At 64.1% G+C, this 21,435-nt stretch carries 23 protein-coding genes; 17 read left to right on the forward strand and 6 right to left on the reverse strand.

Annotated features, from left to right (window positions below; all coding sequences use genetic code 11):
* The first annotated feature begins 55 nt into the window (after nucleotides 1-55).
* The 7 genes from ACZ5BO_RS08445 to ACZ5BO_RS08475 all read left to right on the forward strand — a co-directional run bounded on the left by ACZ5BO_RS08445 (nucleotide 56) and on the right by ACZ5BO_RS08475 (nucleotide 6,352).
* A complete protein-coding gene (locus ACZ5BO_RS08445) occupies nucleotides 56-832 on the forward strand; it encodes a 2OG-Fe(II) oxygenase (protein ID WP_401401161.1) in 777 nt (258 codons plus the stop codon).
* A gap of 4 nt (nucleotides 833-836) precedes the next feature.
* Nucleotides 837-1,586 (forward strand): tRNA-dependent cyclodipeptide synthase, encoded by a 750-nt coding sequence (locus ACZ5BO_RS08450; RefSeq protein WP_025127858.1) that lies wholly within the window; start codon nucleotides 837-839, stop codon nucleotides 1,584-1,586.
* A 144-nt stretch (nucleotides 1,587-1,730) separates the two neighbouring features.
* Nucleotides 1,731-3,158: an MFS transporter gene (locus ACZ5BO_RS08455; protein WP_464699218.1), complete on the forward strand. Its 1,428-nt coding sequence runs from the start codon at nucleotides 1,731-1,733 to the stop codon at nucleotides 3,156-3,158.
* Nucleotides 3,159-3,171: 13 nt separating this feature from the next.
* Nucleotides 3,172-4,503 carry an LLM class flavin-dependent oxidoreductase gene (locus ACZ5BO_RS08460; RefSeq protein WP_464701207.1) on the forward strand — a complete coding sequence of 444 codons (1,332 nt, stop codon included), beginning with the start codon at nucleotides 3,172-3,174 and terminating at the stop codon, nucleotides 4,501-4,503.
* A 63-nt stretch (nucleotides 4,504-4,566) separates the two neighbouring features.
* A complete protein-coding gene (locus ACZ5BO_RS08465; RefSeq protein WP_025127861.1) occupies nucleotides 4,567-4,905 on the forward strand; it encodes a YegP family protein in 339 nt (112 codons plus the stop codon).
* 269 nt (nucleotides 4,906-5,174) lie between these two features.
* Nucleotides 5,175-5,819 (forward strand): hypothetical protein, encoded by a 645-nt coding sequence (locus ACZ5BO_RS08470; RefSeq protein WP_025127862.1) that lies wholly within the window; start codon nucleotides 5,175-5,177, stop codon nucleotides 5,817-5,819.
* Nucleotides 5,819-6,352, forward strand: a complete 534-nt coding sequence (locus ACZ5BO_RS08475) for a hypothetical protein (RefSeq protein ID WP_025127863.1) — start codon at nucleotides 5,819-5,821, stop codon at nucleotides 6,350-6,352. The genes ACZ5BO_RS08470 and ACZ5BO_RS08475 overlap by 1 nt, the downstream gene beginning before the upstream one ends.
* Before the next feature lie 68 nt (nucleotides 6,353-6,420).
* Here the strand turns inward: ACZ5BO_RS08475 and ACZ5BO_RS08480 are convergent, their stop codons facing one another.
* Nucleotides 6,421-7,308, reverse strand: coding sequence for a dihydrodipicolinate synthase family protein (locus tag ACZ5BO_RS08480; protein WP_025127864.1), 888 nt, complete (start codon nucleotides 7,306-7,308; stop codon nucleotides 6,421-6,423).
* Nucleotides 7,309-7,340: 32 nt separating this feature from the next.
* Nucleotides 7,341-8,123: an aldolase gene (locus ACZ5BO_RS08485; RefSeq protein WP_025127865.1), complete on the reverse strand. Its 783-nt coding sequence runs from the start codon at nucleotides 8,121-8,123 to the stop codon at nucleotides 7,341-7,343.
* Between the two features lie 162 nt (nucleotides 8,124-8,285).
* On the opposite strand from ACZ5BO_RS08485, the gene ACZ5BO_RS08490 reads away from it, so the two are divergent.
* The gene (locus ACZ5BO_RS08490; protein WP_025127866.1) at nucleotides 8,286-8,828 is read left to right on the forward strand and encodes a helix-turn-helix domain-containing protein; all 543 of its coding nucleotides are present in this window, start codon (nucleotides 8,286-8,288) and stop codon (nucleotides 8,826-8,828) included.
* Nucleotides 8,829-8,949: 121 nt separating this feature from the next.
* Here the strand turns inward: ACZ5BO_RS08490 and ACZ5BO_RS08495 are convergent, their stop codons facing one another.
* The gene (locus tag ACZ5BO_RS08495) at nucleotides 8,950-9,969 is read right to left on the reverse strand and encodes a DUF4917 family protein (protein WP_025127867.1); all 1,020 of its coding nucleotides are present in this window, start codon (nucleotides 9,967-9,969) and stop codon (nucleotides 8,950-8,952) included.
* A 157-nt stretch (nucleotides 9,970-10,126) separates the two neighbouring features.
* Here ACZ5BO_RS08495 and yiaY point away from each other — a divergent pair, with 157 nt between their 5' ends.
* From yiaY to ACZ5BO_RS08525, 6 genes are all read left to right on the forward strand, one after another.
* Complete coding sequence (gene yiaY, locus ACZ5BO_RS08500; protein ID WP_025127868.1) at nucleotides 10,127-11,275, forward strand: L-threonine dehydrogenase; 1,149 nt, start codon at nucleotides 10,127-10,129, stop codon at nucleotides 11,273-11,275.
* Nucleotides 11,276-11,520: 245 nt separating this feature from the next.
* Nucleotides 11,521-12,258, forward strand: coding sequence for a PA3715 family protein (locus ACZ5BO_RS08505; protein ID WP_464699221.1), 738 nt, complete (start codon nucleotides 11,521-11,523; stop codon nucleotides 12,256-12,258).
* A gap of 234 nt (nucleotides 12,259-12,492) precedes the next feature.
* Complete coding sequence (gene fos / locus ACZ5BO_RS08510; protein WP_464699223.1) at nucleotides 12,493-12,909, forward strand: fosfomycin resistance glutathione transferase; 417 nt, start codon at nucleotides 12,493-12,495, stop codon at nucleotides 12,907-12,909.
* Between the two features lie 124 nt (nucleotides 12,910-13,033).
* The gene (locus ACZ5BO_RS08515) at nucleotides 13,034-13,672 is read left to right on the forward strand and encodes a LysE family translocator (protein WP_025127871.1); all 639 of its coding nucleotides are present in this window, start codon (nucleotides 13,034-13,036) and stop codon (nucleotides 13,670-13,672) included.
* A gap of 105 nt (nucleotides 13,673-13,777) precedes the next feature.
* The gene (locus ACZ5BO_RS08520; protein ID WP_464699225.1) at nucleotides 13,778-15,127 is read left to right on the forward strand and encodes a sensor domain-containing protein; all 1,350 of its coding nucleotides are present in this window, start codon (nucleotides 13,778-13,780) and stop codon (nucleotides 15,125-15,127) included.
* A 179-nt stretch (nucleotides 15,128-15,306) separates the two neighbouring features.
* Nucleotides 15,307-15,831, forward strand: coding sequence for a DUF4142 domain-containing protein (locus ACZ5BO_RS08525; RefSeq protein WP_464699227.1), 525 nt, complete (start codon nucleotides 15,307-15,309; stop codon nucleotides 15,829-15,831).
* A 9-nt stretch (nucleotides 15,832-15,840) separates the two neighbouring features.
* On the opposite strand, the gene ACZ5BO_RS08530 is transcribed toward ACZ5BO_RS08525, so the two are convergent.
* On the reverse strand, nucleotides 15,841-16,251 hold the full coding sequence (locus ACZ5BO_RS08530; protein ID WP_025127873.1) for a low affinity iron permease family protein: 411 nt from the start codon (nucleotides 16,249-16,251) through the stop codon (nucleotides 15,841-15,843).
* 197 nt (nucleotides 16,252-16,448) lie between these two features.
* Here ACZ5BO_RS08530 and ACZ5BO_RS08535 point away from each other — a divergent pair, with 197 nt between their 5' ends.
* Nucleotides 16,449-17,222: a GNAT family N-acetyltransferase gene (locus tag ACZ5BO_RS08535; protein WP_464699229.1), complete on the forward strand. Its 774-nt coding sequence runs from the start codon at nucleotides 16,449-16,451 to the stop codon at nucleotides 17,220-17,222.
* 7 nt (nucleotides 17,223-17,229) lie between these two features.
* On the opposite strand, the gene ACZ5BO_RS08540 is transcribed toward ACZ5BO_RS08535, so the two are convergent.
* Both ACZ5BO_RS08540 and ACZ5BO_RS08545 read right to left on the reverse strand, forming a co-directional pair.
* Nucleotides 17,230-18,006, reverse strand: a complete 777-nt coding sequence (locus ACZ5BO_RS08540; RefSeq protein WP_025127875.1) for an AraC family transcriptional regulator — start codon at nucleotides 18,004-18,006, stop codon at nucleotides 17,230-17,232.
* Between the two features lie 224 nt (nucleotides 18,007-18,230).
* Nucleotides 18,231-19,163 (reverse strand): 4-hydroxyproline epimerase, encoded by a 933-nt coding sequence (locus tag ACZ5BO_RS08545; RefSeq protein ID WP_464699231.1) that lies wholly within the window; start codon nucleotides 19,161-19,163, stop codon nucleotides 18,231-18,233.
* 375 nt (nucleotides 19,164-19,538) lie between these two features.
* On the opposite strand from ACZ5BO_RS08545, the gene ACZ5BO_RS08550 reads away from it, so the two are divergent.
* Nucleotides 19,539-19,706 carry a hypothetical protein gene (locus ACZ5BO_RS08550; protein WP_464699233.1) on the forward strand — a complete coding sequence of 56 codons (168 nt, stop codon included), beginning with the start codon at nucleotides 19,539-19,541 and terminating at the stop codon, nucleotides 19,704-19,706.
* A 147-nt stretch (nucleotides 19,707-19,853) separates the two neighbouring features.
* Nucleotides 19,854-21,425 (forward strand): APC family permease, encoded by a 1,572-nt coding sequence (locus ACZ5BO_RS08555; RefSeq protein WP_025127877.1) that lies wholly within the window; start codon nucleotides 19,854-19,856, stop codon nucleotides 21,423-21,425.
* The last annotated feature ends 10 nt before the right edge of the window (nucleotides 21,426-21,435 follow it).

Genomic DNA, 21,435 nt, shown 5'->3' on the forward strand with positions numbered 1-21,435 from the left:
ACGTTCTACCGGTGTTGTACTTCGTCGCTACTTCCAGGGAATTAAGGGAGCTTGCATGTTCACAGTCACTACCGCCGACAAACTTGAAGCGCGGCACATTCTCGATGTTGTGGAAAAACGCTCTTACGGCGTTCAGCTCAAAGGTTTCTGCCCGCCGGATACCTTGCAGGTGGCGCGGGATCATCTGTACCAGCAGGAGCTGCGCAGTGCCTTCAGCCAGCAGCAGGAGTTCGTCCGGGTCGGCAAAGCCTACATCGAGATCCAGGACGAGCAGAGCCGGGCCGAGTACCACGCCCTGGCCCTGCCCAACATCCGCAAGATCCGCAATCTGTTCCGGCCCCTGGCCTCGCCCATCGACGAGCTGCGCCTGCTGCTGGATGAAGTCTGGCCCCAGGGCGCGCACCTGTTGCAGGTGGGCGGGCAGAAGTGCTTCGTCGGCATCGCCCGCTTCCAGGGTTCGGGGGTCGATCTCACGCCCCACACCGACAAGCTTGAACGCAATGCCCCCGAGGGCCACAGCCCGCAGCTGCTGACCCAGCTGTCCACCAACATCTACCTGGAGATCCCCGAGGACGGTGGCGAGCTGGAGATCTGGGGCATCGAGCCGGACGAGCAGGAGTACAACCGCCTGAAGGGCGAACGGGCCTACGGCATCGAACGCCACCTACTGCCGCCGCCGGATTTCGTGGTCAAGCCCGAGCCCGGCGACCTGATCCTGCTCAACCCGCGGCTGATCCACGCCGTGCGCCCTTCGGCCAGCAGCACCCGGGTCACCCTCGGGGTCTTTATCGGTTACTACGGCGAACACCAGCCTTTGGCCTACTGGAGCTGAACTCATGAGCAAGGTGCAGGAAATCAACCTCAAGGCCTACTTCAACAAGGGCGGCGAGGAGCACGAATTCGACGGCAAGCGGGTGGTACTGGCGGTCAGCGTCGGCCAGGAATACCACGAGGACCAGAAACTGCGGTCTACCATCCACCTGATCAACCAGTCGGGCTTCAGCCACGTCAAGGTGGTGGTGGCCGACACCCTGCAACGCCACAACAAGCACGGCAAATCCCCGGGGGAAGCGCTGTCGGCGTCGATCCGCGAGGGCGATGCCTGGCTGGCGCGCAACCAGGACATTCTCGACGGCCTGCGGGTGCCGTATCACATCACCCGCTGGAACCAGGAGCTGGCCAGTGATCGCTATGCCGAACTGCGCCAGCAACTGAACCAGGTCTACCAGCAGCGCGAGGAACTGCGCGACGCCATCGACAGCACCATCGGCGTGTTCACCGAGCGCCTGCGCCTGCGAGACGAGCATGCGGACATCGAGCGGGCGGCGGCCCAGTGCCGGGAATACATCCTCGAAGAGATCCCGATCATCCTGCCGCTGTGGGCCGACGAGGGTTACCACTACGTGCTCTACCCGCAGCAGATGACCACGGCCATGGCCACCAGCCGCGAGCTTTTGATCGAGCCCCACAGCCCGGACCGGGTGCGCTGGCTGCCGCTGAAGTTCAAGAAACGCGGGATTCCGATTCCCTTCACCTTGCCCGGCGCCATTCACCCCAACTGGACCAGCGGCGCCATCGCCATCTGACCCGCCCAGACCTGTGGTTCTCGCTGACCTCCGTAGGAGCTGGCTTGCCAGCGAAAGCGTCCGTTGGCGCGCTACAGAGCCCAAGGGCCTGTGCGCCAGGGCTCCTGCGGATAACGGTTTTTCTATGACTGACAAGGAGTTTCCATGAGCGTTTTTGCGCAACAGCAACGCAAATGGTGGGCATTGCTCGGTGTGAGCATCGCCAGTTTTCTCGGCTGTGTGGATTTCACCATCGTCAACACCGCGTTACCGGCCCTGCAGGCCGACCTCGGGGCCTCGGTGGACGCCCTGCAATGGGTGATCAACGGCTTCATCCTGGCGCTGTCGAGCTTCATGGTGCTGGTGGGGCGCCTGGCGGACCTGCACGGACGCAAGCGGGTGCTGTTCATTGGCCTGGCGGTGTTCGGCCTGGCTTCCCTGGCAGCCGGGCTGGCGGGGCAGATCGACACCCTGATCGGTGCCCGGGTGCTCCAGGGCCTGGCCTGTGCGGTGCTCTATACCGCCTCGGGGGCGATTGTCTCCAGTACCTTCGACACCGCTGAACAGGGCCGGGCCTTCGGCGTGCTGTTCGGGGTCAACGGCGTGGGGCTGGCGGTCGGCCCGGTGTTGGGCGGGCTGATTAGCAGTGCGTTCGGCTGGCAGTGGATCTTCCTCATCAACGTGCCGTTCGTACTGTTGAGCCTGGCTATCTGCAGCTTCAGCGTGAAGGAGTCGCGGGCGGGCGAAGCCGGTGCGCGGCTCGACGGCTGGGGCGCGCTGCTGTTGCTGATCGGCTTGCCAAGCCTGGTGCTGGTGATCGTCCAGGGCGGCGTGTGGGGCTGGGGCTCGAACCTGACCCTGGGCCTGGTCGCCGTGGCAGTGCTGGCCCTGGGGGCGTTCCTGCTGGTGGAGCAACGGGTCGCGGCGCCGATCATCGACCTCAAGCTGTTCGCCAACCGACGTTTTGTCGCCGCCGTGACGGCCAGCTTCGGCTTGGCGCTGTTCTACTGCGTGGCGTTTTTCGTCATGCCGCTGTACCTGGCGCAGATCCGTGGTGAAAGCCTGCAGGCCAGCGGCCTGTTGCTGTTGCCCACCACCCTGGGGGTGGCGCTGCTGTCGCCGCTGGTGGGGCGCCTGGTGGACCGCAAGGGCCCGGCGCTGCTGATCAAGACCGGGCTGCTGCTGTTTGTGCTGTCGGCGTTGTTGCAGGCCGGTTTCGATCGCCAGACCTCGTTGCCTTACCTGCTGGGCGCCTTTGTCGTCATGGGCCTGGGCTGGGCGAGCATTCTCGGGCCATCGACGGTGCTGGGGATCTCCTCGGTGCCCCAGGACGTGGGCTCGGTGGCCATGGGCTCGCTGATGACCCTGCATAACGTCGGCGGCGGCATCGGGCTGGCGCTGGGGGTGGGCTTGTTCCACCATTTTTCCGCGACGCCGCCGGATGATGCCCAGCAGGCCTTTCTCAACGGTTATCGCGCAGTGATGGGGTTCCTGGCGCTGGCGATGCTGTTGGCCTGGGCGGCCGTCAGCCTGTTGCTGCGCACGGCCCCGGTGCCGCTGCCGACGGCCGAGGAGGGCGCCAGCCGTGGCTGAGCGCGGCGGGCAGATGGGGCTGGGGGCCTTTCTCTCCGGCTCTGGCGCCCATGGCGGCAGTTGGCGCCATCCCCAGGCGGATGCCGATGCCTCGCTGAATTTCCAGCGCTACCGGCATTACGCGCAAACCCTGGAGCGCGGCTGCTTCGATGCGCTGTTTCTCAATGACAACGTGGCGGTGGGCGACCTCGATCCACGGGTCCTGGCCCACAGTTCCTACAGCTTGCGCTGGGATCCGCTGACCCTGTTGCCGGCCCTGGCGGTGGTGACTCGGCATATCGGCCTGATCGCCACCGCCAGCACCTCCTTCAACGAGCCCTACAACCTGGCGCGCAAGTTCGCTTCCCTGGATCACCTGAGCCAGGGGCGTGCCGGCTGGAACCTGGTCACGGGGCTGATCGGCGGCGAGAACTTCAATTACCCCGAGCCGCCAAGCCATGCCGAGCGCTATGCCCGCGCCGAGGAGTTTTTTGATGTGGTCAGCGGCCTGTGGGACAGCTGGGCCGACGATGCCTTCCCCCGGGACAAGGCCAGCGGCCATTGGCTCGACCCGCAAAGGATGCACCTGCTTGAGCACCGAGGCCGGCACTTCCAGGTGCAGGGCCCGTTGAATGCGCCGCGGCCGCTGCAGGGCTGGCCGCTGATTGCCCAGGCCGGCTCATCGGGGCCGGGCTGCGAATTGGCGGCACGCTGCGCCGAACTGGTGTTCACCGCCCAGACCGAGCTGCCACAGGCCAGGCAGTTCTATGCCGAACTCAAGGAACGACTTCCCGCTTATGGGCGCCATGCCGGGCAGTTGAAAATCTTCCCCGGCATCGCCCCGACCGTAGGTCGGACCCTCAACGAGGCGCAGGAAAAGTACCAGCAGCTGCAGGAGTTGCAGGACCCGCAGGCACAGCTCAAGGCGCTGTCCTATCTGCTGGACCTGGACATCGACCTGTGCGCCTGGCCCCTGCAGGCCCAGGTGCCGCTGCTGGAGGACGTGGCTCCCACCGATCGGCACAAGAGCCGCCGGCAACTGGTGGTGGACCTGATCCGCCGGGAACGGCCGACCCTGGCGCAGTTGCTGCGCAGCCTGTCCGCCAGTGGGCACAAGGTCATGGTGGGGACCCCGGGGCAGATCGTCGACGAGATGGCCACCTGGTATGAGGAATACGCCGCCGATGGCTTCAATGTGCTGTTCACCCATTTACCGGGGGCCATCGACGATTTTGTCCATTTGATCACCCCCGAGCTGCAACGCCGGGGCCTGTTTCGCCAGCGCTATACGGGACGCAGCCTGCGGGAACACCTGGGGCTGGCCCGGGTGGAGAACCGTTTTTTCAGCCACCAGGGCAATGGCTGAATGGCCGAAAGGGTCTTTACTCTCAAGGCGCAACGCCCATCGATCAAGACCAGGAGCAGCATGATGTCCGGATGGTATGAGTTGAAGAAAAGCAGCAACGAGCAGTTTCGTTTCGTGCTCAAGGCAGCCAATGCCGAGACCATTCTCACCAGCGAGCTGTACACCACTCGCGCCGCAGCCGAGAACGGCATCGCCTCGGTGCAGGCCAACAGCCCACTGGAGGAGCGCTACGAGCGCAAGAGCGCCAAGGATGGCAAACCCTATTTCAACCTCAAGGCGGCCAATCACCAGATCATCGGCAGCAGTGAAACCTACTCGTCCGACGCGGCTCGGGAGAAAGGCATCGCCAGCGTCAAGGCCAACGGCCCGAGCCACAACATCAAGGACCTGACTGCCGTTTAGGCGCGGCTCGACACACCCTCGACAGCACAAAGCCCGGACCAGCGTTCGGGCTTTGTGCATGCAGTGGGTGTTGCACAAGCACCAGGCGTTCGCCCCGGAGGCCGAGCGAGGGACGCGTATTGTGATCTGGGAGGCCGCCAGCCGATTGGCGACTGAATTATGGCGAAATGCCATCGTTTGCATTATCCTCCGCGCCCGTCACCGGGCGCTCGGCCGGCCTGGCGCGCGGGTTGACGCTATCGATCATTGTCCAAGGGATCTGCGACCTCATGATTCGCCCTCTCGTATTACTCGCCGCGCTGCTGGCGTTGAGCGGTTGCTACAGCCTGCCTTCCACGAAAGTTGCCGAGAGCATGCGCCCCGACTCGCAGTCGGGAGTGGCCTATGTGGTGGGGGTGGTCGGCATCTGGCCGAAGGCAGTGCACACCGCCCACGAACAGATGCTGCTGATTCGCCCGCGGGGCGGTGACGGGTTCGCCTCGGCGCGCTTGTACAACCAGGTCTACGGCCGCACGCCACGGGATGTGCGCGAGACCTGGCACGGCATCGGCAGCCTGTTCGTGATGCCGCTCAAACCCGGGCGCTACGAGATCTACAACCTGCACTTCGACCGCGGCAACGCCACCGCCTGGAGCCGCGAAGACTTTTCCATCCCCTTGGAGCTGGAAGCCGGCAAGGCCTATTACCTGGGTGATTTCCGCGCCGGCTGCCTGTCGGCGTCGGGAGCCAAGTGCGTGTTTCTGCACAGCGACCACCTGGAGCGCGACGCCGCCCTGGTACGCGCCAAATACCCGCAGGTGCCGAGCCTGCAACGGGTCGATCTGCAGAAGATGGAGCAGGTCACGTCGTTGATCGTCGAGGAGCAGGGGCCCAAGGCGTCGATGCTCAAGGCCATGCTGTCGGGAGATCTGTAATGCGCAATCAGTTGTGGTTGTTGATGGTGCTGATGCTGGGGCTTGGCGGTTGCCAGACCAGCCACAGTCTCAAGCCGGCCGAGGTGGATTACCAGCAGCGCTTGCCGGCGATCAACGTCAGTGTGATGGGGGCCATCCCTGCCGGCCTGATCCGTGACGAACTGCGTCGTCGCGGCACCTTCGAGCAAGTACAGCCGGGGTTCAGTGCCGATGGCTACAACGTGATCGTGATGGCCAGCAGTGATTACTTTGGCTGGCAGAACATTCCCATGGGGCTGCTCAGTGCGATGACCTTGTTTATCGTGCCGGGCCGGGCCACTTGGGACAGCCAGGTGCTGTTCCATGTCAGCCGCGGTGACCAGGAAGTGGCCAGGTATCGGGTCAGCAATCAGACCCGTTCCTGGCGCGGCTGGGCCAACCCCGATGGTGGCCAATACCAGCATGTGCGGCGCATCACCGACGACTTCATTGCGCAGATGCTGCAGGACCCGCAGTTTAAGGCCCAGGCCCCGGTGGCGCTGAACAGTCACTGAGCCACGCTTGAATGCGGCCCATGCCAAAGCCCGGACGGCGTCAGCCGTCCGGGCTTTTTTTCAGGAAATCAACCCAGGGTCTGCAGCAGCGTCTGCAACTGTTGGCGACCGCCCTCGTTCAGCGGGAACACCGGCTTGCGCGGTTCGCCGGTGGGCAGCCCGGTCAGTTCCAGCCCGGCCTTGACCGTGGCCGGCAAACCGCCCTTGAGGATGAAGTCCAGCAGCGGCAACTGGCGGTAGAACAGCGCCCGGGCGCGATCCAGGTCGTTGCTCAGCACGGCCTGATAAAGGTCGAGATTGAGCTGCGGGATCAGGTTCGCCGCCGCGGTGCACCAGCCGCTGGCACCGGCAGCGAAGGCTTCCAGGGCCAGGGGGTTGCAGCCGTTGTAGAACGGCACCTGGCCTTCGCCCAGCAGTTGCAGCTTGTGCATGCGCTGGATGTCGCCGGTGCTTTCCTTGACCAGGGTGACGTTTTCCACGGCGTGGAAGATCTTCAGGATCAGCTCCACCGACATGTCGGTGCCGCTAGTGGCCGGGTTGTTGTAGAGCATGATCGGCACGCCGATGCTGGCGCCGATGGCCTGGTAGTGAGCGAGGATCTCGGCTTCGCTGAGCTTCCAGTAGGAGGCCGGCAGCACCATCACCACGTCGGCGCCCTTGGCTTCAGCGAAACGCGCACGGCGGATGGCCTTGGCGGTGGTCAGGTCGGAAACGCTGACGATGGTCGGCACGCGCTTGGCCACCCGGCGGATGCTGAATTCAGCGACCTGGTCCCACTCGGCGTCGCTCAGGTAGGCGCCTTCGCCGGTGCTGCCCAGGGGGGCGATGGCGTGCACCCCGGCGTCGATCATGCGGTCGATGGAGTGCCCGAGGGCGTCCAGGTCGAGGCCTTCGCCCTGGGCGCTGAACGGGGTGACGGTGTAGCCGATGATGCCGTGGATCTTGGATGTGGACATGGTGCAACTCCTGCAAGGCATAAGGGGGTGGATCAGTTCAGGCAGTCGGCGTGTTTTTTCAGGTTTTGCCGAGCGTAGTAGTTGAAGGCGGCGCCGTGGCGCTTGGGCTTGGAGATCCAGTCGTGGGCTTCACGGCCCAGTTCAGGGCGGATCGGCTTGATGGTGCCGGCGGCCATGGCCAGCAGTTGCAGCTTGGCCGCACGCTCGATCAGTTGAGCGATCACGCAGGCTTCCTCGATGCTTGCGCCGGTGGACAGCTGGCCGTGGTGGGAAAGCAGGATCGCGCGCTTGTCCCCCAGGGCGGCGGAGATGGTTTCACCCTCCTCGTTGCCCACCGGCACCCCCGGCCAGGGCTCGAGGAAGGCGCAGTCCTCGTACAGGGGGCAGAGGTCCATGTGCGAGACCTCGAGCGGCACTTCGAGCATCGACAGGGCGGCGACGTGGGTCGGGTGAGTGTGGATGATGCAGTTCACGTCCGGGCGAGCGCGGTACACCCAGCTGTGGAAGCGGTTGGCCGGGTTGGGCATGCCGTGGCCTTCCAGGACTTCCAGGTCTTCGTTGACCAGCAGCAGGTTGCTGGCGCTGATTTCATCGAAGCCCAGGCCCAGTTGCTGGGTGTAGTAGGTGCCGGGTTGCGGGCCGCGGGCGGTGATCTGCCCGGCGAGGCCGGAGTCATGACCGTTCTCGAACAGAATGCGGCAGGTGAGGGCCAGCTTTTGCCGGTCGGTCCACGTATTATCCGCCAGGGTATTTTGCATCTGGGTCAGGGCTTGCTTGACCAGTTGGTCTTTGGGCAATGCTAATGTCTTGGCCATATCGGGGTCCTTTGACTGAGGTGCGATGGACGTCGGATCTGCAGCTCACCCGCTGCTTGCAAGGTTGTTGGGTGAGCGCTAATGACACTTAAGAGGCTATATGACACTTTGTGTCATTGGCAAGCACCAATCGTTGTTTCCTTGATGGATTAATCGCTGCGCATGTCTATCCGTTTGAAATTACTGAGAAAAAAACTGGGCGTGACCCTGGAGGCCCTGGCCGAAAAATCCGGGATGACCAAGAGCTACCTGTCGAAAGTCGAGCGCGGCTTGAACACGCCGTCGATTGCCGCGGCGCTGAAACTGGCCAAGGCGCTGAACGTCAAGGTCGAGGAATTGTTCGCCGAGGACAGCATCAGCCTCGACAGCTACAGCCTGGTGCGCCATGACGAGCGCCAGTCGCTGGCGGCCGACGGCCAGGCCCCGGGCTACGCGGTGCTGGCCCATCAGGTCAGCGAGCGCAACCTGTTGCCGTTCATCATCTACCCGGCCCGGGAATTCAGCGACAAGACCTTCAAGGAGCACCTGGGGGAGGAGTTCCTGTTTGTCCATGAAGGCCAGGTGGAGGTGGACTTCATGAACGAGCGGGTGATTCTCAACCGTGGCGACGCGCTGCACTTCAACGCCCAGAAGCCCCATCGCATCCGGTCCCTGGGGGACGAGCAGGCGCAGCTGCTGGTGGTGGTGCACAGCAGCGAGGAATGAGTCCGGCGGCTAGGCACGCAGCCCAGCCTGTAGCCGCTGACGGTGAGCCGCGCCGAAGGTCCGGCAGGCGACTGGCGCAACGATGTTTGTCGTTGCAGTCGCCGCTTGGAAGGGCCGGGGCTCAGCGCTCCACCGGCACCGCCAGCGACGGGTTGCCCAGGGCGTGGCTCCTGGCATCGAAGAAGCGCAGGGTCAGCCCCAGGCCTTCGAACAGTTTGCTGTAGTGGCGCTTCTGGTGCTGGATGAAGGCCGCGCTGCGCGGGTAGATGGAGATCGCCAGGGTGCCTGCGGCGGATTGGCGGATGGCCTGCACCAGGTGCTCATCCTGGGGGCCGAGGTTGTGGCCGAAGATGCACAGGGCGCCGCGATGATCCTGCAACTGCTGGTAGCAGAACGATAGATAGTCCGAGCTGCGCAGGGTCTTGAGCTTGTCCGCCAGCGGCCCTTCGTTGATGAACAGCGGCACGTCGTCCAGGGTCTTGAGGGTGTTGTTGATGGCAAAGCTGCCCAGCAGGGTGCCTTCGGTGGAGGTCAGCTTGCGCGCACTGCCGTCCAGGTTGCGCACCAGGTGCAGGCCGCCGTGCAGGTAGAGGATGCGCGTCTGCCCGCTGCTGGCGGCGCCCAGTTCGAAGGCCGGGTCGGCGCCATGGAACAGGTCGCTGAGCCCTTCGGGCTGATGCTGCACTGCCCAGTAGTTGAGCAGGTCGTAGTTGCTGGTGAACACCGTGGGGTAGCGGCGCAGCTCCTGGTTGATCGCCGCCAGGCTGGCCGGTTGCACCAGGCGCCAGGGGATGTGCACGGCATGCACGGTATTGATCAGGGCTTCCTTGATCGCGTAGTAGCGGTTGCGCGGCGCCGCCGAGCTGACGGCCAGGGCCTTGTTGACCCGGCTGGTGGTCTTCAGGGCCCCTAGCACCTGTTCGAAGCTGCGGGTCTGCAGGGCGTCGAACACGCTGAGTTCGGATTGCCCCAGGGGTTTTTCTTCCACGGTGCGGGCGTTTTCGAACAGCGAGTCGTAGGCAAAGTCTTCCCACACGGCGCGGCTGGCGCCGTTGCCGATCAGCAGGCCACTGAACGGAGTGCTTTCGCGCAGGGCGTTCCAGTCTTCAAGTTCGGCGTCAAATTCCTGGAAATCCATCATCGCGGTCATCGGTCTCAAGGCAGAAGGTATTCAGGGCGCCGACTTTATCACGACGGACCCTTGAGCCAGATCAACAACGCCCGTGACCGATCGGTCGATCCTGTCGGGCAAAGCCTGAATCGATATCCACATCGGGCATTCGCCTGGAGATTTCCTCATGAGCAGCACTTTCTTTATTCCAGCCGTCAACATCATGGGCATCGATTGCCTGGACGAGGCCATGAGTGCCATTCGCAACTATGGCTTTCGCAAGGCGTTGATCGTCACCGACGTCGGCCTGGCCAAGGCTGGGGTTGCCAGCATGATTGCCGAGAAGCTGGCCATGCAGGACATCGACTCGGTGATCTTCGATGGCGCCAAGCCCAACCCGAGCATCGCCAACGTCGAACAGGGGCTGGCGCAGTTGCAAGAAGCCAAGTGCGATTTCGTGATCTCCCTGGGCGGCGGTTCGCCCCATGACTGCGCCAAGGGCATCGCCCTGTGCGCCACCAACGGCGGGCAGATCCGCGACTACGAAGGTGTCGACCAGTCGAGCAAGCCGCAACTGCCACTGATCGCCATCAACACCACCGCCGGCACCGCCAGCGAGATGACCCGTTTCTGCATCATCACCGACGAATCGCGCCACGTGAAAATGGCCATCGTCGACCGCAACGTCACGCCGTTGCTGTCGGTCAACGACCCGGCGCTGATGGTGGCGATGCCCAAGGGCCTGACTGCCGCCACCGGCATGGATGCCCTGACCCACGCAGTGGAGGCCTACGTTTCCACCGCCGCCAATCCGATCACCGATGCCTGCGCGCTGAAAGCCATCACCATGATCAGCCACAACCTGCGCCAGGCCGTGCACGATGGCAGCGACCTGCTGGCGCGGGAGAACATGGCCTATGCGCAGTTCCTCGCCGGCATGGCCTTCAACAACGCATCCCTGGGTTTTGTGCATGCCATGGCCCACCAGCTGGGCGGTTTCTATGACCTGCCCCATGGGGTGTGCAACGCGGTGCTGCTGCCCCATGTGCAGAGTTTCAACGCCAGTGTCTGTGCCGAACGCCTGACCGATGTGGCCCATGCCATGGGCGCGGACATTCGCGGCTTCAGTCCGGAAGAGGGTGCCCAGGCGGCAATCGCGGCGATCCGCACCCTGGCTCGTGATGTGGACATTCCCGCCGGTTTGCGTGAATTGGGCGCCAAGTTGCAGGACATTCCCGTGCTGGCGGCCAACGCCCTGAAAGATGCCTGTGGCCTGACCAATCCGCGTCCGGCGGAGCAGCGGCAGATCGAGGAGATTTTTCGCAACGCGTTCTAAGCCAAGGGGCGGGTGGCTGACGAAGCGTTATGGCGCGCCTGTGCGTCCAGGTTGTTCAGGGCGCCAGGCAGCCATTCAATGCGCATTCTCGGTGCCCTCGCCGGCCCCGGCCATGGGCCAGGGCTGGCGTTGTCACCAGGTAAGGCCACCCCCGAGCGCGTGCTCCCAGCGTTGAAAGCGCTCGCGCTGCAGAGGATAGTGCGATCTGAAATGGCGCTCTATCCGTCTGTCACAAGGAGTCGTGAATGATCCGTTGCTCTTCCCTGATCCCACTTCTGGGCAGCCTGGCCCTGCTGGCCGGAGCCTCATCCGCCGCCGCCCAGTGCCTGCCGCCGCCACGCAATGCCGAAGTCCCGGGCTTTTCCCTGTGCAAGGACTGGCCGGCCTTTGCCGAGCAGAGCATCAACCTGCTGTCCGAAAAAGTCCCGGACCCCAGCGACACCGGCAGCGATGACGGCACCTACAACCTGCAACTGACAGTGCTGGACCGCAGCAGCGGGCAGGCCCTGGCCAGCTATGCACAGCCCGCGGCCTTTGTCTCCGACGCCTTTCGCCTGGAGAGCCTGAAGCTCGATACCGGGCGCTTCCAACTGACGCCTCAGGTTCGAGCGTTCGGTGTCCGGGCCGCGTTCGAGGGTTCTTCCCGCGTCAACCCCTTCAATCAGACCTGGCTCAGCCTCTACGTGCGCGAGGGCAGCACCCTGCGCCCGGTGCTGGAGAAGTTCGTGGCCCGTTCCTACAACGGCGAATGGGATGGCCAGTGCGCCGGCGAGGGCACTGAAACCACGCGCACCCTGGATATCGCCAAGACCCGTAGCCACGGCTTTGCCGACCTGATCGTGCGTTCGGTCAGCGTCAGTACCCAGAGCAAAAAAGTCGGGGAAGAGTGCCAGTCCACCCGTGAGACCGCCAAACCGGTGGTCAGCACCCTGCATTACGATGGCCAACGCTACGTTTTGCCCAATGGCTTCAGTGGCATCTGATACCGGCGATCGATAAGGAAGCTTGATCAACCTGCTTGAGCAATCGACCCGTGGGCGGTTGCAGTGCGCCTTGCTGGATGTGGCGACGACGGCGCTGGCCGAGTGTGAGCACGACATTGCAAGGGGCCGGCCGGTTGCCAGCGTCGCGACCTGCTGCCCAAGCACAGCCGTGCCACCTTGCACTACCACGGCCAGCGCTACCCTTTGCCGAAAACCTTGAAAGGAGTGTGATCCATGCTCAAGGGGCTCAATCACCTGACCCTGGCAGTCAGCGATCTGCCTCGCAGCCTGGGGTTCTACCACTCACTGTTGCAGTTGCGCCTTGAGGCCACTTGGGACAGTGGCGCCTACCTGTCGCTGCCGGGGCTGTGGCTGTGCCTGTCGCTGGACGCGCAACGCGCCAGCCGGGACGCCGCCGATTACACCCACTACGCCTTCAGCCTGAAGGCCGTGGATTTCCTCCCCTTCGTCCAGCGCCTGCGTGGAGCAGGGGTCAAGGAGTGGCGGGACAACCGCAGCGAGGGCGCGTCGTTTTATTTTCTCGACCCCGACGGGCATCAACTTGAAGCCCATGTCGGCGACTTGGCCTCGCGTTTGCTGGCCTGTCGCCAGCAACCCTACCCGGGAATGCGCTTCCATACGGACGATTGAGCCGGCAGGCGAGTACTTTGCGCGGACGAAAGTGGCTGGTGGACAGCGGGGCGGATCGTGCAGAATCCGCTCATTCCCCCTGCGCCTGACGCCCCCGTGCGGCGCATCGTTCTGGAGTTGCCTGATGACCTCATCGCTGTTGCTGGCCGTTATCGCCTCGGGTTTCATTTATGCGATCACCCCCGGGCCCGGGGTGCTGGCGGTATTCGGCATTGGCGCAGCCCGTGGCCGGCAGGCCGGTGCCGGCTTCCTCTGCGGGCACCTGCTGGGGGATGTGGTCTGGTGCAGCACGGCGCTGATCGCGATTGTCGGCGCCCGAGTCATCGGCAGCGAAGCCTTCAACATCCTCGGCCTGCTCAGTGGCCTGTACCTGTTCTGGCTGGGCCTGCGGGCGATTCGCAGCCGTCGCAGCAGCGGCGATGCGCCCCAGGGGCCGGCGCGCAACCCGTTCTGGCACGGGATCCTCTTCGGCCTGACCAACCCCAAGGCCTATCCGGTGGCGGTGGCAACGTTCACTGCGTTGCTGTCCAGCCGTGCCGAGCTGCTCAGCTGGTCGATGCTCCCCGGGCTGATCGCCTTGAGTTTCCTCGGCGGCCTCGGTGCATACGCTATTCTCATCGGCATCGTCGGCGCCCGTCAGGTGCGCGGCTGGTACCAGCGTCACGAGCTGGCGATCACCCGGGTATGCGGGGTGATGTTCATCGGTTTTGCGCTCAACGCCCTGTGGCATTCGGTGCCCGGCTTGATCGGCAGCAAGGAGTAACACGCCTCGCGGGTTGCGACGGTGTGCAGTCGGCGGGTGACACGCGCCGACCGGGGGCAAGGGATGGGTACTCAGTGCATTCTTCATGGGCAGTAGCTTTCTCTGATGGCAACCAACAACTCCGCACCTCTGGCCAGTTTCATCGACCTGCTCCTGGATGCCGTCTGCGCGGTGGATATCGACGGTCGCTTCGTGTTTGTCAGCGCCGCCTGCGAGCGGGTCTTCGGCTACACCGCCGATGAACTGATCGGCCGTCCAATGATCGAGCTGGTGCACCCGGCCGACCGCGAGCGCACCCTGCAGGCCGCCCGGGAAATCATGGGCGGCGTGCCCAAGCCAAACTTCGAGAACCGCTACCTGCGCAAGGACGGGCGGGTGGCGCACATTCTCTGGTCGGCGCGCTGGTCGGAAGTGGACCAACTGCGCATCGCCGTGGCCCGGGACATCACCGAGCGCAAGCAGGCGGAATCCCGGCAGGCGGCGCTGTACGCGATTTCCGAGGCGGCCCATGCCACCGAAGACCTGCTGGTCCTGTTCAGGCATGTGCATCGGATCATCGGCGAATGGCTGCCGGCGCTGAATTTTTCCCTGGCCCTGTATGACGAGCGGGCCGCCAGCCTGAGCTTTCCCTATCACGTCGATGACTGCGAGGGCAGCCCGGAACTGCCGGGGACCTTGATCGAGCGCTTCTGCGACGAGGTCCAGCGTAGGGGCCAGCCCCTGCTGCTGGCCCCGGAATGCCCGCTGAACCAGGCCATCTGGCGCGAGTTCGCGGCGATCCAGGGACCACGCTGCTGGCTTGGGGTGCCGTTGAATTCGCAGAAGGGCACCATCGGCGTGCTGATGGTCAAGAGCGCACCGGGGGCGCCGGGGTACAGCGAGCAGGACCAGGAACTGCTGCAGTACGTCAGCGCGCAACTGGCCACCGCGATCGAGCGCAAGCAGTTGCACGCGCGCTTGCACTACATGGCCGAATACGACCAGCTGACCCATCTGCCCAACCGCGAGCTGCTGCGTGAGCGCCTGAAGTCGGCCCTGGCCCGGGCCCGCCGCGAGTCCGGGCGCATGGCCCTGCTGTATGTCGACCTGGACAAGTTCAAGGAGGTCAATGACTCCTGCGGGCACGCGGTGGGCGACATGCTGTTGCAGGCCGTGGCCAACCGCCTCAAGAGCTGCGTGCGGGAGAGCGATACCGTGGCGCGCATCGGTGGTGACGAATTCGTGATCCTCCTGGAGAACGTGCAGCACTGTGAGGACGCCCAGCGGGTGGCAGAGAAAATCCGTCGCACACTGAGCGAGCCGCTGCGCCTGGATGGCCACTCCCTGTGCACGCTGCCGAGCATCGGCATCGGCCTGTACCCCGAACATGGCGTGGAGGAGCAGCAACTGTTCAAGCATGCCGACGAGGCGATGTACGCCGCCAAGCGCGAGCACAAAAGCCGCACCAACGCTTGAGCTGTCGCGGTACCAGGGGCGCTGAGGGGCCCTTGTCGGAGGAGGTTTTCGGGCCTGTTGCCTGCGGCCGTTCGTCGTTCGGGGAAGGTTTTTCTAAACCTTTGCGGCGCAGGCTTTTCCCTATGCAGACGGGGGGCTTCGGCTCCCGGTGAATTTATCTGCAACAGGAGAACCCCACCATGAACCCCATGGCCACTGTCATGCGCCGCGCCGGCCTCGCTCTGCTGCTGGGGCTTTGTGCTACCAGCGCCCTGGCCCAGTCTCCCGCGGCCTTTATCGACGACGCCTCGGCCCAGGGCATGGCCGATATCGAGGCCAGCCGCCAGGCGCACCAGCAGACCTCGTCCAAGGCGGTGAAGGAATACACCATCCAGGTGATCAACGACCGCACCACTGCCAACCAGCACCTGGCGAAGATCGCCAAGCAACTGGACTTGCCAGTGGCGCCTCGGGAGCAGGTCATGGACCAGGCCAAGCGGCTGATGCCGAAGGTGGCCGAAGGCGAGGATTTTGACCGCGCCTATGCCGCCAGTCAGGTCAAGGCCACCGAGGCGGCCATCCAGCAGATCCGCCAGCAGGCTGAAACCAGCGAAGTGCCGGAGCTCAAGGCGTTCGCCGAGGAGACCCTGCCCAAGCTGGAAAACCACCTGCAGATGGCCAAGGCCCTGCAGGCCGGTGGTCGTTCCGATCGCCTGGATGGATAGGCCGCTTGCTCAGCACTGGCTGAAGTCGGTTTTCTGCTGATCGTCCGGTGTCGATCCGGCAAGGTCGCTATTGTGGCCTTTGCCGATTTCGCGGTATTCGCCCCGCAGCTTTTCCAGTTGCTTGAGGTCCAGCCCGTCCAGGCTGAGCATGGCGTTGTGGGCCTCCTTGGTGGCCCGCAGCAGCTCGTCGATCTTCAGGTGGAGGATGTCGTTGTCGCGGTTCTGGGTGTTCTGGATCAGGAACACCATGAGGAAGGTGATGATGGTGGTGGAGGTGTTGATGATCAGCTGCCAGGTATCGTTGAAATGAAAGACCGGGCCACTCAGCCCCCAGATCAGGATCAACAGCAGGGCCCCCAGGAAGGTTTTCGGGCTACCGGCCCACATCGACAGCGCTTGCGAGATTTTCGAGAACTTCATGGCCGTGTTCCTTGTTGGGGGGATCTGAAGGTCAGACAACGGCGGCTCGGCGGAATTGTTTTTTTGTCGGTGCTTACACCTGAAAACATTCCTTCGCAGAATAAAACACGATTGTGCTGGAGCCCCTGGGGCTGTGGGCTTAACGTGGCCCGGATCAGGCGCCGCGTGGGGCGTCGCGTGGCTCAAGGAGGCAGCACATGACGGATCCGGTCCGGGCTTCGGTCATCGACCTGTATCACCAGGCGGAAGACTATTTCTTCGTTTCCATTTCCCAGTTCTATCGCCGTTTTGGCAACGGCTTGAGCGCCTATTGCACCGGGGTCGAGGCCAGCAGCCTGAACCTGTTGATGATGAACCACCAGGAAACGGACGGAACTGAGCAACTGGCCGCAGGGGTGGCCTTCCTGCAGCGCACCGGCATGCCGTTTTGTGTGGTGGTGCCCGAAGCGCAGGTGCAACGGCTCAGCGAGCCGTTGCAACAGCAGCACCTGCAGCCGGCGGACAAGACCACCTGCATGGTCCTGGACCTGGCCGCCTATGTCGCTCGGGAGACGCCCGCCGAGTGGGCGGATATCCGTTGCACCGATGCCCATCTGGAGGATTGGGGGCTGCCGGTGGACAGCGCGTTCGAGTCGGGCGAGTCGGGGATCGAGCAATACCTGGCCCGGCATCGGGCGGCACTGCAGGCCGGCAGGGCGTTGCGCCATTTCACCCTGTACCTGGAGCAGCGTCCGGTGAGCGCGTTGACGCTGTCCCTGGGGCCCGGGGTCGCTCGTCTGGATGACATCGGCACGTTGAAGGCGTACCAGGGGCGTGGTTGCGCCACCGCGCTGATTCATTCGGTGCTCAGGTTCGCCCAGGCCCAGGGCGCGCAACTCTGTGTGCTCGAAGCGTCCCTCGATGGCCTGTCGATCTACCGCAAGGCCGGTTTCACTCCGCTGTTCGATTACCGCACATTCTGCCAGGAATGAGCCCAGCCTAACGCGTGGCGTTCTGCCGGAACTGTCGCGGGCTGAGCCCGGTCAAGGCCTTGAACTGCCGGCTGAAGGCACTGTGGTCGGTGTAGCCGCATTGCAGGGCGACCTCGGTGATCGGCTCGTCGGTGAGCAGCAGTCGCGAAGCATGCTCCAGGCGAGCCTTGTGAATCATCTGCCGTGGCGTCAGGTGGAAGATGCGCTTGCAGTAGCGCTCCAGCTGGGCAATCGACAGGCGGGCGATGCGGGTCAGGTCTTCCAGGCGGATGGCTTCGCTGTAGTGTTCGCGGATGTGCCGGTCCACTGCGGCCAGGCGCTCATAGGCCGGGTGGGTGTCGCGCGCCGCTTGCAGGTCCAGGGAGATTCCGGCCATGCCGATGATCTGCCCGTCACGTCCGTACAGGGGCAGTTTGTGGGTCAGGCACCAGCCGGCTTCACGGCTGCCGTACAGGTGCAGTTCCAGTTGTCCCTTGATGGTGATGCCCTGGTGCAGCACGCGCTGGTCCTGCTCGGTATAGACCGGGCCGAGCACCGCCGGAAAGACTTCCGCGGAAGTCTTGCCCAGCAGTGGCCGGATGCTCTTGAAACCGCAGCGCTGGGCCAGGGTCAGGTTGGCGACCAGGTAGCGCGCCTGCAGGTCCTTGATGAAGAACACGGCGCTGGGAATGCAGTCCAGCAGCGGGGTGATCGGGGCCATGTTGGCCAACAGGCTGTTGAGGTCCCGGGGGGAGTGGGCGGCGATGGCCCGGGGCAACTGGTGAAGTTGTGCGCTATCGATCATGGTCGCCTCTTGTTCTGGGGGCTTGGGATGAGTCGGTGTCGATAAAGCCTAGGGTTGCAGCGGTGATGGTTGCACTTCGCCGGGTTGGTTTGCCAGCCCGGCGTCGGTGGTTCGTCAATGCCTTGGGGCCTGCCCTGGGGCCGCGGACCGTGGCGCCGTCAGCCGGCTCGATGCCGGCGCCGCGAAGAGCTCGGTGACAGCCCGCGTGCGCTTGACCCGTGGGCTCACGAGCCGATGCCCCAGGCGAACGGGTCGCTGTGATCCAGTAGCAGGGTGGCTTCGGCGCTGATGTAGGCACTACCGCGCAAGGTGGGAATGACCTGTTCGCCAGCCAGTTCGTAGTGGGCGCTGAATTGGCTGCCGATGACACTGGCCTGACGCCAGACCTGGCCCGGGGCGAGCTTGCCGTCTGCCGCCAGGCAGGCCAGTTTGGCGCTGGTGCCGGTGCCGCAGGGCGAGCGGTCGTAGGCCTTGCCGGGGCAGAGAACGAAGTTGCGGCTGTCGGCGTGGGGATCGTCGGCAAACAGCTCGATATGGTCGATGACTCCGCCTTCGGCACCGGTGATGCCGGCAGCTTCCAGGGCCTCACGCACGCTCCAGGTGTACTGGGTCAGGGCTTCGACATTGTCCGGGGCGAGGCGCTGGCGGTGATCGCTGATCAGGAAGAACCAGTTGCCGCCCCAGGCGATATCGCCATGCACCGTGCCATGGCCGGGCACTTGCAGGGCTACCTGGGCGCGGTAGCGGTAGGCGGGAACGTTGCGCACGCTCACTGACAGGTCGTCGTGCAGGGTGGCCTCCACCGTGCCTACCGGGGTCTCGATGCGGTGCGTGCCGCAGTCGATGCGCCCTAGGTGGTACAGCGAGCGCACCAGGCCGATGGTGCCGTGGCCGCACATGCCCAGGTAGCCGCTGTTGTTGAAGAAGATCACCCCGGCACAGGCGTCGCTGGCCTGGGGTTCGCAGAGCAGTGCTCCCACCAGTACATCGCTGCCCCGGGGTTCGAGGACGCAAGCGCGGCGCCAGTGGTCGTGCTGGCGGCTTAGCCATTGCAGGCGCTCGGCCATGGAACCCTGGCCCAGGTCGGGGAAGCCGTCGATGACCAGGCGGGTGGGCTCACCGCCAGTGTGGGAGTCGATCACGGTTATTTTTTTCATGGCAGCACCTGCGCAGAGGGAGCTACAGAGTGGCCTTGGCGGCGGCGCTGGTGCTTGTGGGTTTTCGTTGTCGCGGGTGACGAAATCAGCACAGTGCAGAGCTTCAGCCCGGCCCAGGAACTCCAGCGAATACAGGCGCCGCGGGAATCGCAGGCGCTTCAGGCGTTAGGCAAAATCCACCTCCCCATTTCCCCAAGAAAGCCTGGCGTCCATGGCTGTTCAGCTGGTTTTCCCGCCACAGGAAACAGCGGCGAGTGTGCCGATTTCGTCTGTATCGGGAGGGAAAAGCCTCAAGCTGCGCCGGGGATAAAAAGCGACTCTGGTTTTGGCTTCCACCCTGTGTCGGCCCGGCCGACTTCCAATAAGGACCAGACCATGAGTTGCAAAGCCATTCCATGGCGCGCTGTGTTTGCTGCGGTGAACACCCGGTTCAACGCCGATTTCGCCATCGGCCCGCAGATCACCCACATGCTGTGGGCGCCGCCCAGGCGCCCTGCCTCGGTATTGGCCACTGGTCCGAGTTTGCCCCACACCGGCCCCTGAGGTGATGCCGGGTGCCCAGGGCAATGGGCGCCCATTGGCGGGAAACCGCAGCGCAGCGACCCGGTACGGTGCTGCAAGCGTCGGACGCTCTCGCCGACGTGACATTAGATCTGCCTATACCAATAACCCCAAAAAAGGCGCAGCCCCATGTCAGGCAAAGGCAAATTCAAGCAACAACTCTCTCTGGTGGACCTGACCTTCATCGGTCTGGGTGCGATCTTCGGTTCCGGCTGGCTGTTCGCTGCCAGCCACGTCTCGGCGATTGCCGGGCCGGCGGGCATCTTCTCCTGGCTGCTGGGCGGTTTTGCCGTGCTGCTGCTGGGCATTGTCTATTGCGAACTGGGAGCGGCGCTGCCCAGAGCCGGTGGCGTGGTGCGCTACCCGGTGTTCTCCCACGGGCCATTGCTGGGCTACCTGATGGGGTTCATCACCCTGATCGCCTTTTCCAGCCTGGTGGCGATTGAGGTGGTGGCGGCCCGGCAATACGCTGCGGCCTGGTTTCCGCTGCTGACCCATGAAGGTTCGAGCAATCCGACGATCATCGGCTGGCTGTTGCAGTTCGCGCTGCTGTGCCTGTTTTTCTGGCTCAACTACTACAGCGTCAAGACCTTCGCCAAATCCAACAACTTCATCAGCCTGTTCAAGTTCATCGTGCCGCTGCTGGTGATCGGGGTGCTGTTCACCTTCTTCAAGCCGGACAACTTCCACGTCCAGGGCTTTGCCCCGTTCGGGTTGTCGGGGATCGAGATGGCGGTCTCGGCCGGGGGCATCATCTTTGCCTACCTGGGGCTGACGCCGATCATTTCCGTGGCCAGTGAAGTGCGCAACCCGCAGCGCACCATTCCCATCGCCCTGATCCTCTCGGTGCTGCTCTCGACCCTGATCTACGGCCTGTTGCAACTGGCGTTCCTGGGCAGTATTCCCACAGAGATGCTGGCCAACGGCTGGAGCGGCATCAGCAAGGAATTTTCCCTGCCTTACCGCGACATCGCCCTGACCCTCGGGGTCGGCTGGCTGGCCTACCTGGTGGTGGCCGACGCAGTGATCTCCCCCAGCGGCTGCGGCAACATCTACATGAACGCCACGCCGCGGGTGATCTATGGCTGGGCCCGCACCGGGACCTTCTTCAAGGTCTTCACCCGCATCGACGAGCAGTCCGGCATTCCACGTCCGGCGCTGTGGCTGACGTTCGGCCTGTCGGTGTTCTGGACCCTGCCGTTCCCGTCCTGGGAGGCGCTGATCAATGTGGTTTCGGCAGCCCTGGTGCTGAGCTACGCGATAGCCCCGGTCAGCGTTGCGGCCTTGCGCAAGAGCGCACCCCAACTGGCGCGACCGTTTCGGGTGCGGGGCTTTGCCGTGCTGGGACCGGTGTCCTTCGTGATCGCTGCGCTGATCGTCTACTGGTCCGGTTGGGGCACGGTGTCCTGGCTGCTGGGGCTGCAGATCCTGATGTTCGTGATCTACCTGCTGTGTCGGCGCCTGGTGCCCACCGAGCACCTGAGCCTGGGGGAGCAGGTGCATTCGTCGCTGTGGCTGATTGCTTTCTACGCCCTGACCATCCTCATTTCCTACCTGGGCAGCTTCGGCGGCATCGGCACCCTGGCACACCCCTACGACACCCTGACCGTCACCCTCATGGCCCTGTGCATCTACTACTGGGGCGCCAACACCGGAGTACCGAGCGCCAAGCTGGTACTAGACGGCGATGAGCCGGAATGAATCCGGCCAC

It is taken from the genome of Pseudomonas sp. FFPRI_1 (assembly GCF_055384485.1).

Excerpts from the sequence above, each read along its gene's own strand:
- ACZ5BO_RS08445 (WP_401401161.1), top strand. The coding sequence starts at position 56 with ATGTTCACAGTCACTACCGCCGACAAACTTGAAGCGCGGCACATTCTC.
- ACZ5BO_RS08450 (WP_025127858.1), top strand. The coding sequence starts at position 837 with ATGAGCAAGGTGCAGGAAATCAACCTCAAGGCCTACTTCAACAAGGGC.
- ACZ5BO_RS08455 (WP_464699218.1), top strand. The coding sequence starts at position 1,731 with ATGAGCGTTTTTGCGCAACAGCAACGCAAATGGTGGGCATTGCTCGGT.
- ACZ5BO_RS08460 (WP_464701207.1), top strand. The coding sequence starts at position 3,172 with ATGGGGCTGGGGGCCTTTCTCTCCGGCTCTGGCGCCCATGGCGGCAGT.
- ACZ5BO_RS08465 (WP_025127861.1), top strand. The coding sequence starts at position 4,567 with ATGTCCGGATGGTATGAGTTGAAGAAAAGCAGCAACGAGCAGTTTCGT.
- ACZ5BO_RS08470 (WP_025127862.1), top strand. The coding sequence starts at position 5,175 with ATGATTCGCCCTCTCGTATTACTCGCCGCGCTGCTGGCGTTGAGCGGT.
- ACZ5BO_RS08475 (WP_025127863.1), top strand. The coding sequence starts at position 5,819 with ATGCGCAATCAGTTGTGGTTGTTGATGGTGCTGATGCTGGGGCTTGGC.
- ACZ5BO_RS08480 (WP_025127864.1), bottom strand. The coding sequence starts at position 7,308 with ATGTCCACATCCAAGATCCACGGCATCATCGGCTACACCGTCACCCCG.
- ACZ5BO_RS08485 (WP_025127865.1), bottom strand. The coding sequence starts at position 8,123 with ATGGCCAAGACATTAGCATTGCCCAAAGACCAACTGGTCAAGCAAGCC.
- ACZ5BO_RS08490 (WP_025127866.1), top strand. The coding sequence starts at position 8,286 with ATGTCTATCCGTTTGAAATTACTGAGAAAAAAACTGGGCGTGACCCTG.
- ACZ5BO_RS08495 (WP_025127867.1), bottom strand. The coding sequence starts at position 9,969 with ATGATGGATTTCCAGGAATTTGACGCCGAACTTGAAGACTGGAACGCC.
- yiaY (WP_025127868.1), top strand. The coding sequence starts at position 10,127 with ATGAGCAGCACTTTCTTTATTCCAGCCGTCAACATCATGGGCATCGAT.
- ACZ5BO_RS08505 (WP_464699221.1), top strand. The coding sequence starts at position 11,521 with ATGATCCGTTGCTCTTCCCTGATCCCACTTCTGGGCAGCCTGGCCCTG.
- fos (WP_464699223.1), top strand. The coding sequence starts at position 12,493 with ATGCTCAAGGGGCTCAATCACCTGACCCTGGCAGTCAGCGATCTGCCT.
- ACZ5BO_RS08515 (WP_025127871.1), top strand. The coding sequence starts at position 13,034 with ATGACCTCATCGCTGTTGCTGGCCGTTATCGCCTCGGGTTTCATTTAT.
- ACZ5BO_RS08520 (WP_464699225.1), top strand. The coding sequence starts at position 13,778 with ATGGCAACCAACAACTCCGCACCTCTGGCCAGTTTCATCGACCTGCTC.
- ACZ5BO_RS08525 (WP_464699227.1), top strand. The coding sequence starts at position 15,307 with ATGAACCCCATGGCCACTGTCATGCGCCGCGCCGGCCTCGCTCTGCTG.
- ACZ5BO_RS08530 (WP_025127873.1), bottom strand. The coding sequence starts at position 16,251 with ATGAAGTTCTCGAAAATCTCGCAAGCGCTGTCGATGTGGGCCGGTAGC.
- ACZ5BO_RS08535 (WP_464699229.1), top strand. The coding sequence starts at position 16,449 with ATGACGGATCCGGTCCGGGCTTCGGTCATCGACCTGTATCACCAGGCG.
- ACZ5BO_RS08540 (WP_025127875.1), bottom strand. The coding sequence starts at position 18,006 with ATGATCGATAGCGCACAACTTCACCAGTTGCCCCGGGCCATCGCCGCC.
- ACZ5BO_RS08545 (WP_464699231.1), bottom strand. The coding sequence starts at position 19,163 with ATGAAAAAAATAACCGTGATCGACTCCCACACTGGCGGTGAGCCCACC.
- ACZ5BO_RS08550 (WP_464699233.1), top strand. The coding sequence starts at position 19,539 with ATGAGTTGCAAAGCCATTCCATGGCGCGCTGTGTTTGCTGCGGTGAAC.
- ACZ5BO_RS08555 (WP_025127877.1), top strand. The coding sequence starts at position 19,854 with ATGTCAGGCAAAGGCAAATTCAAGCAACAACTCTCTCTGGTGGACCTG.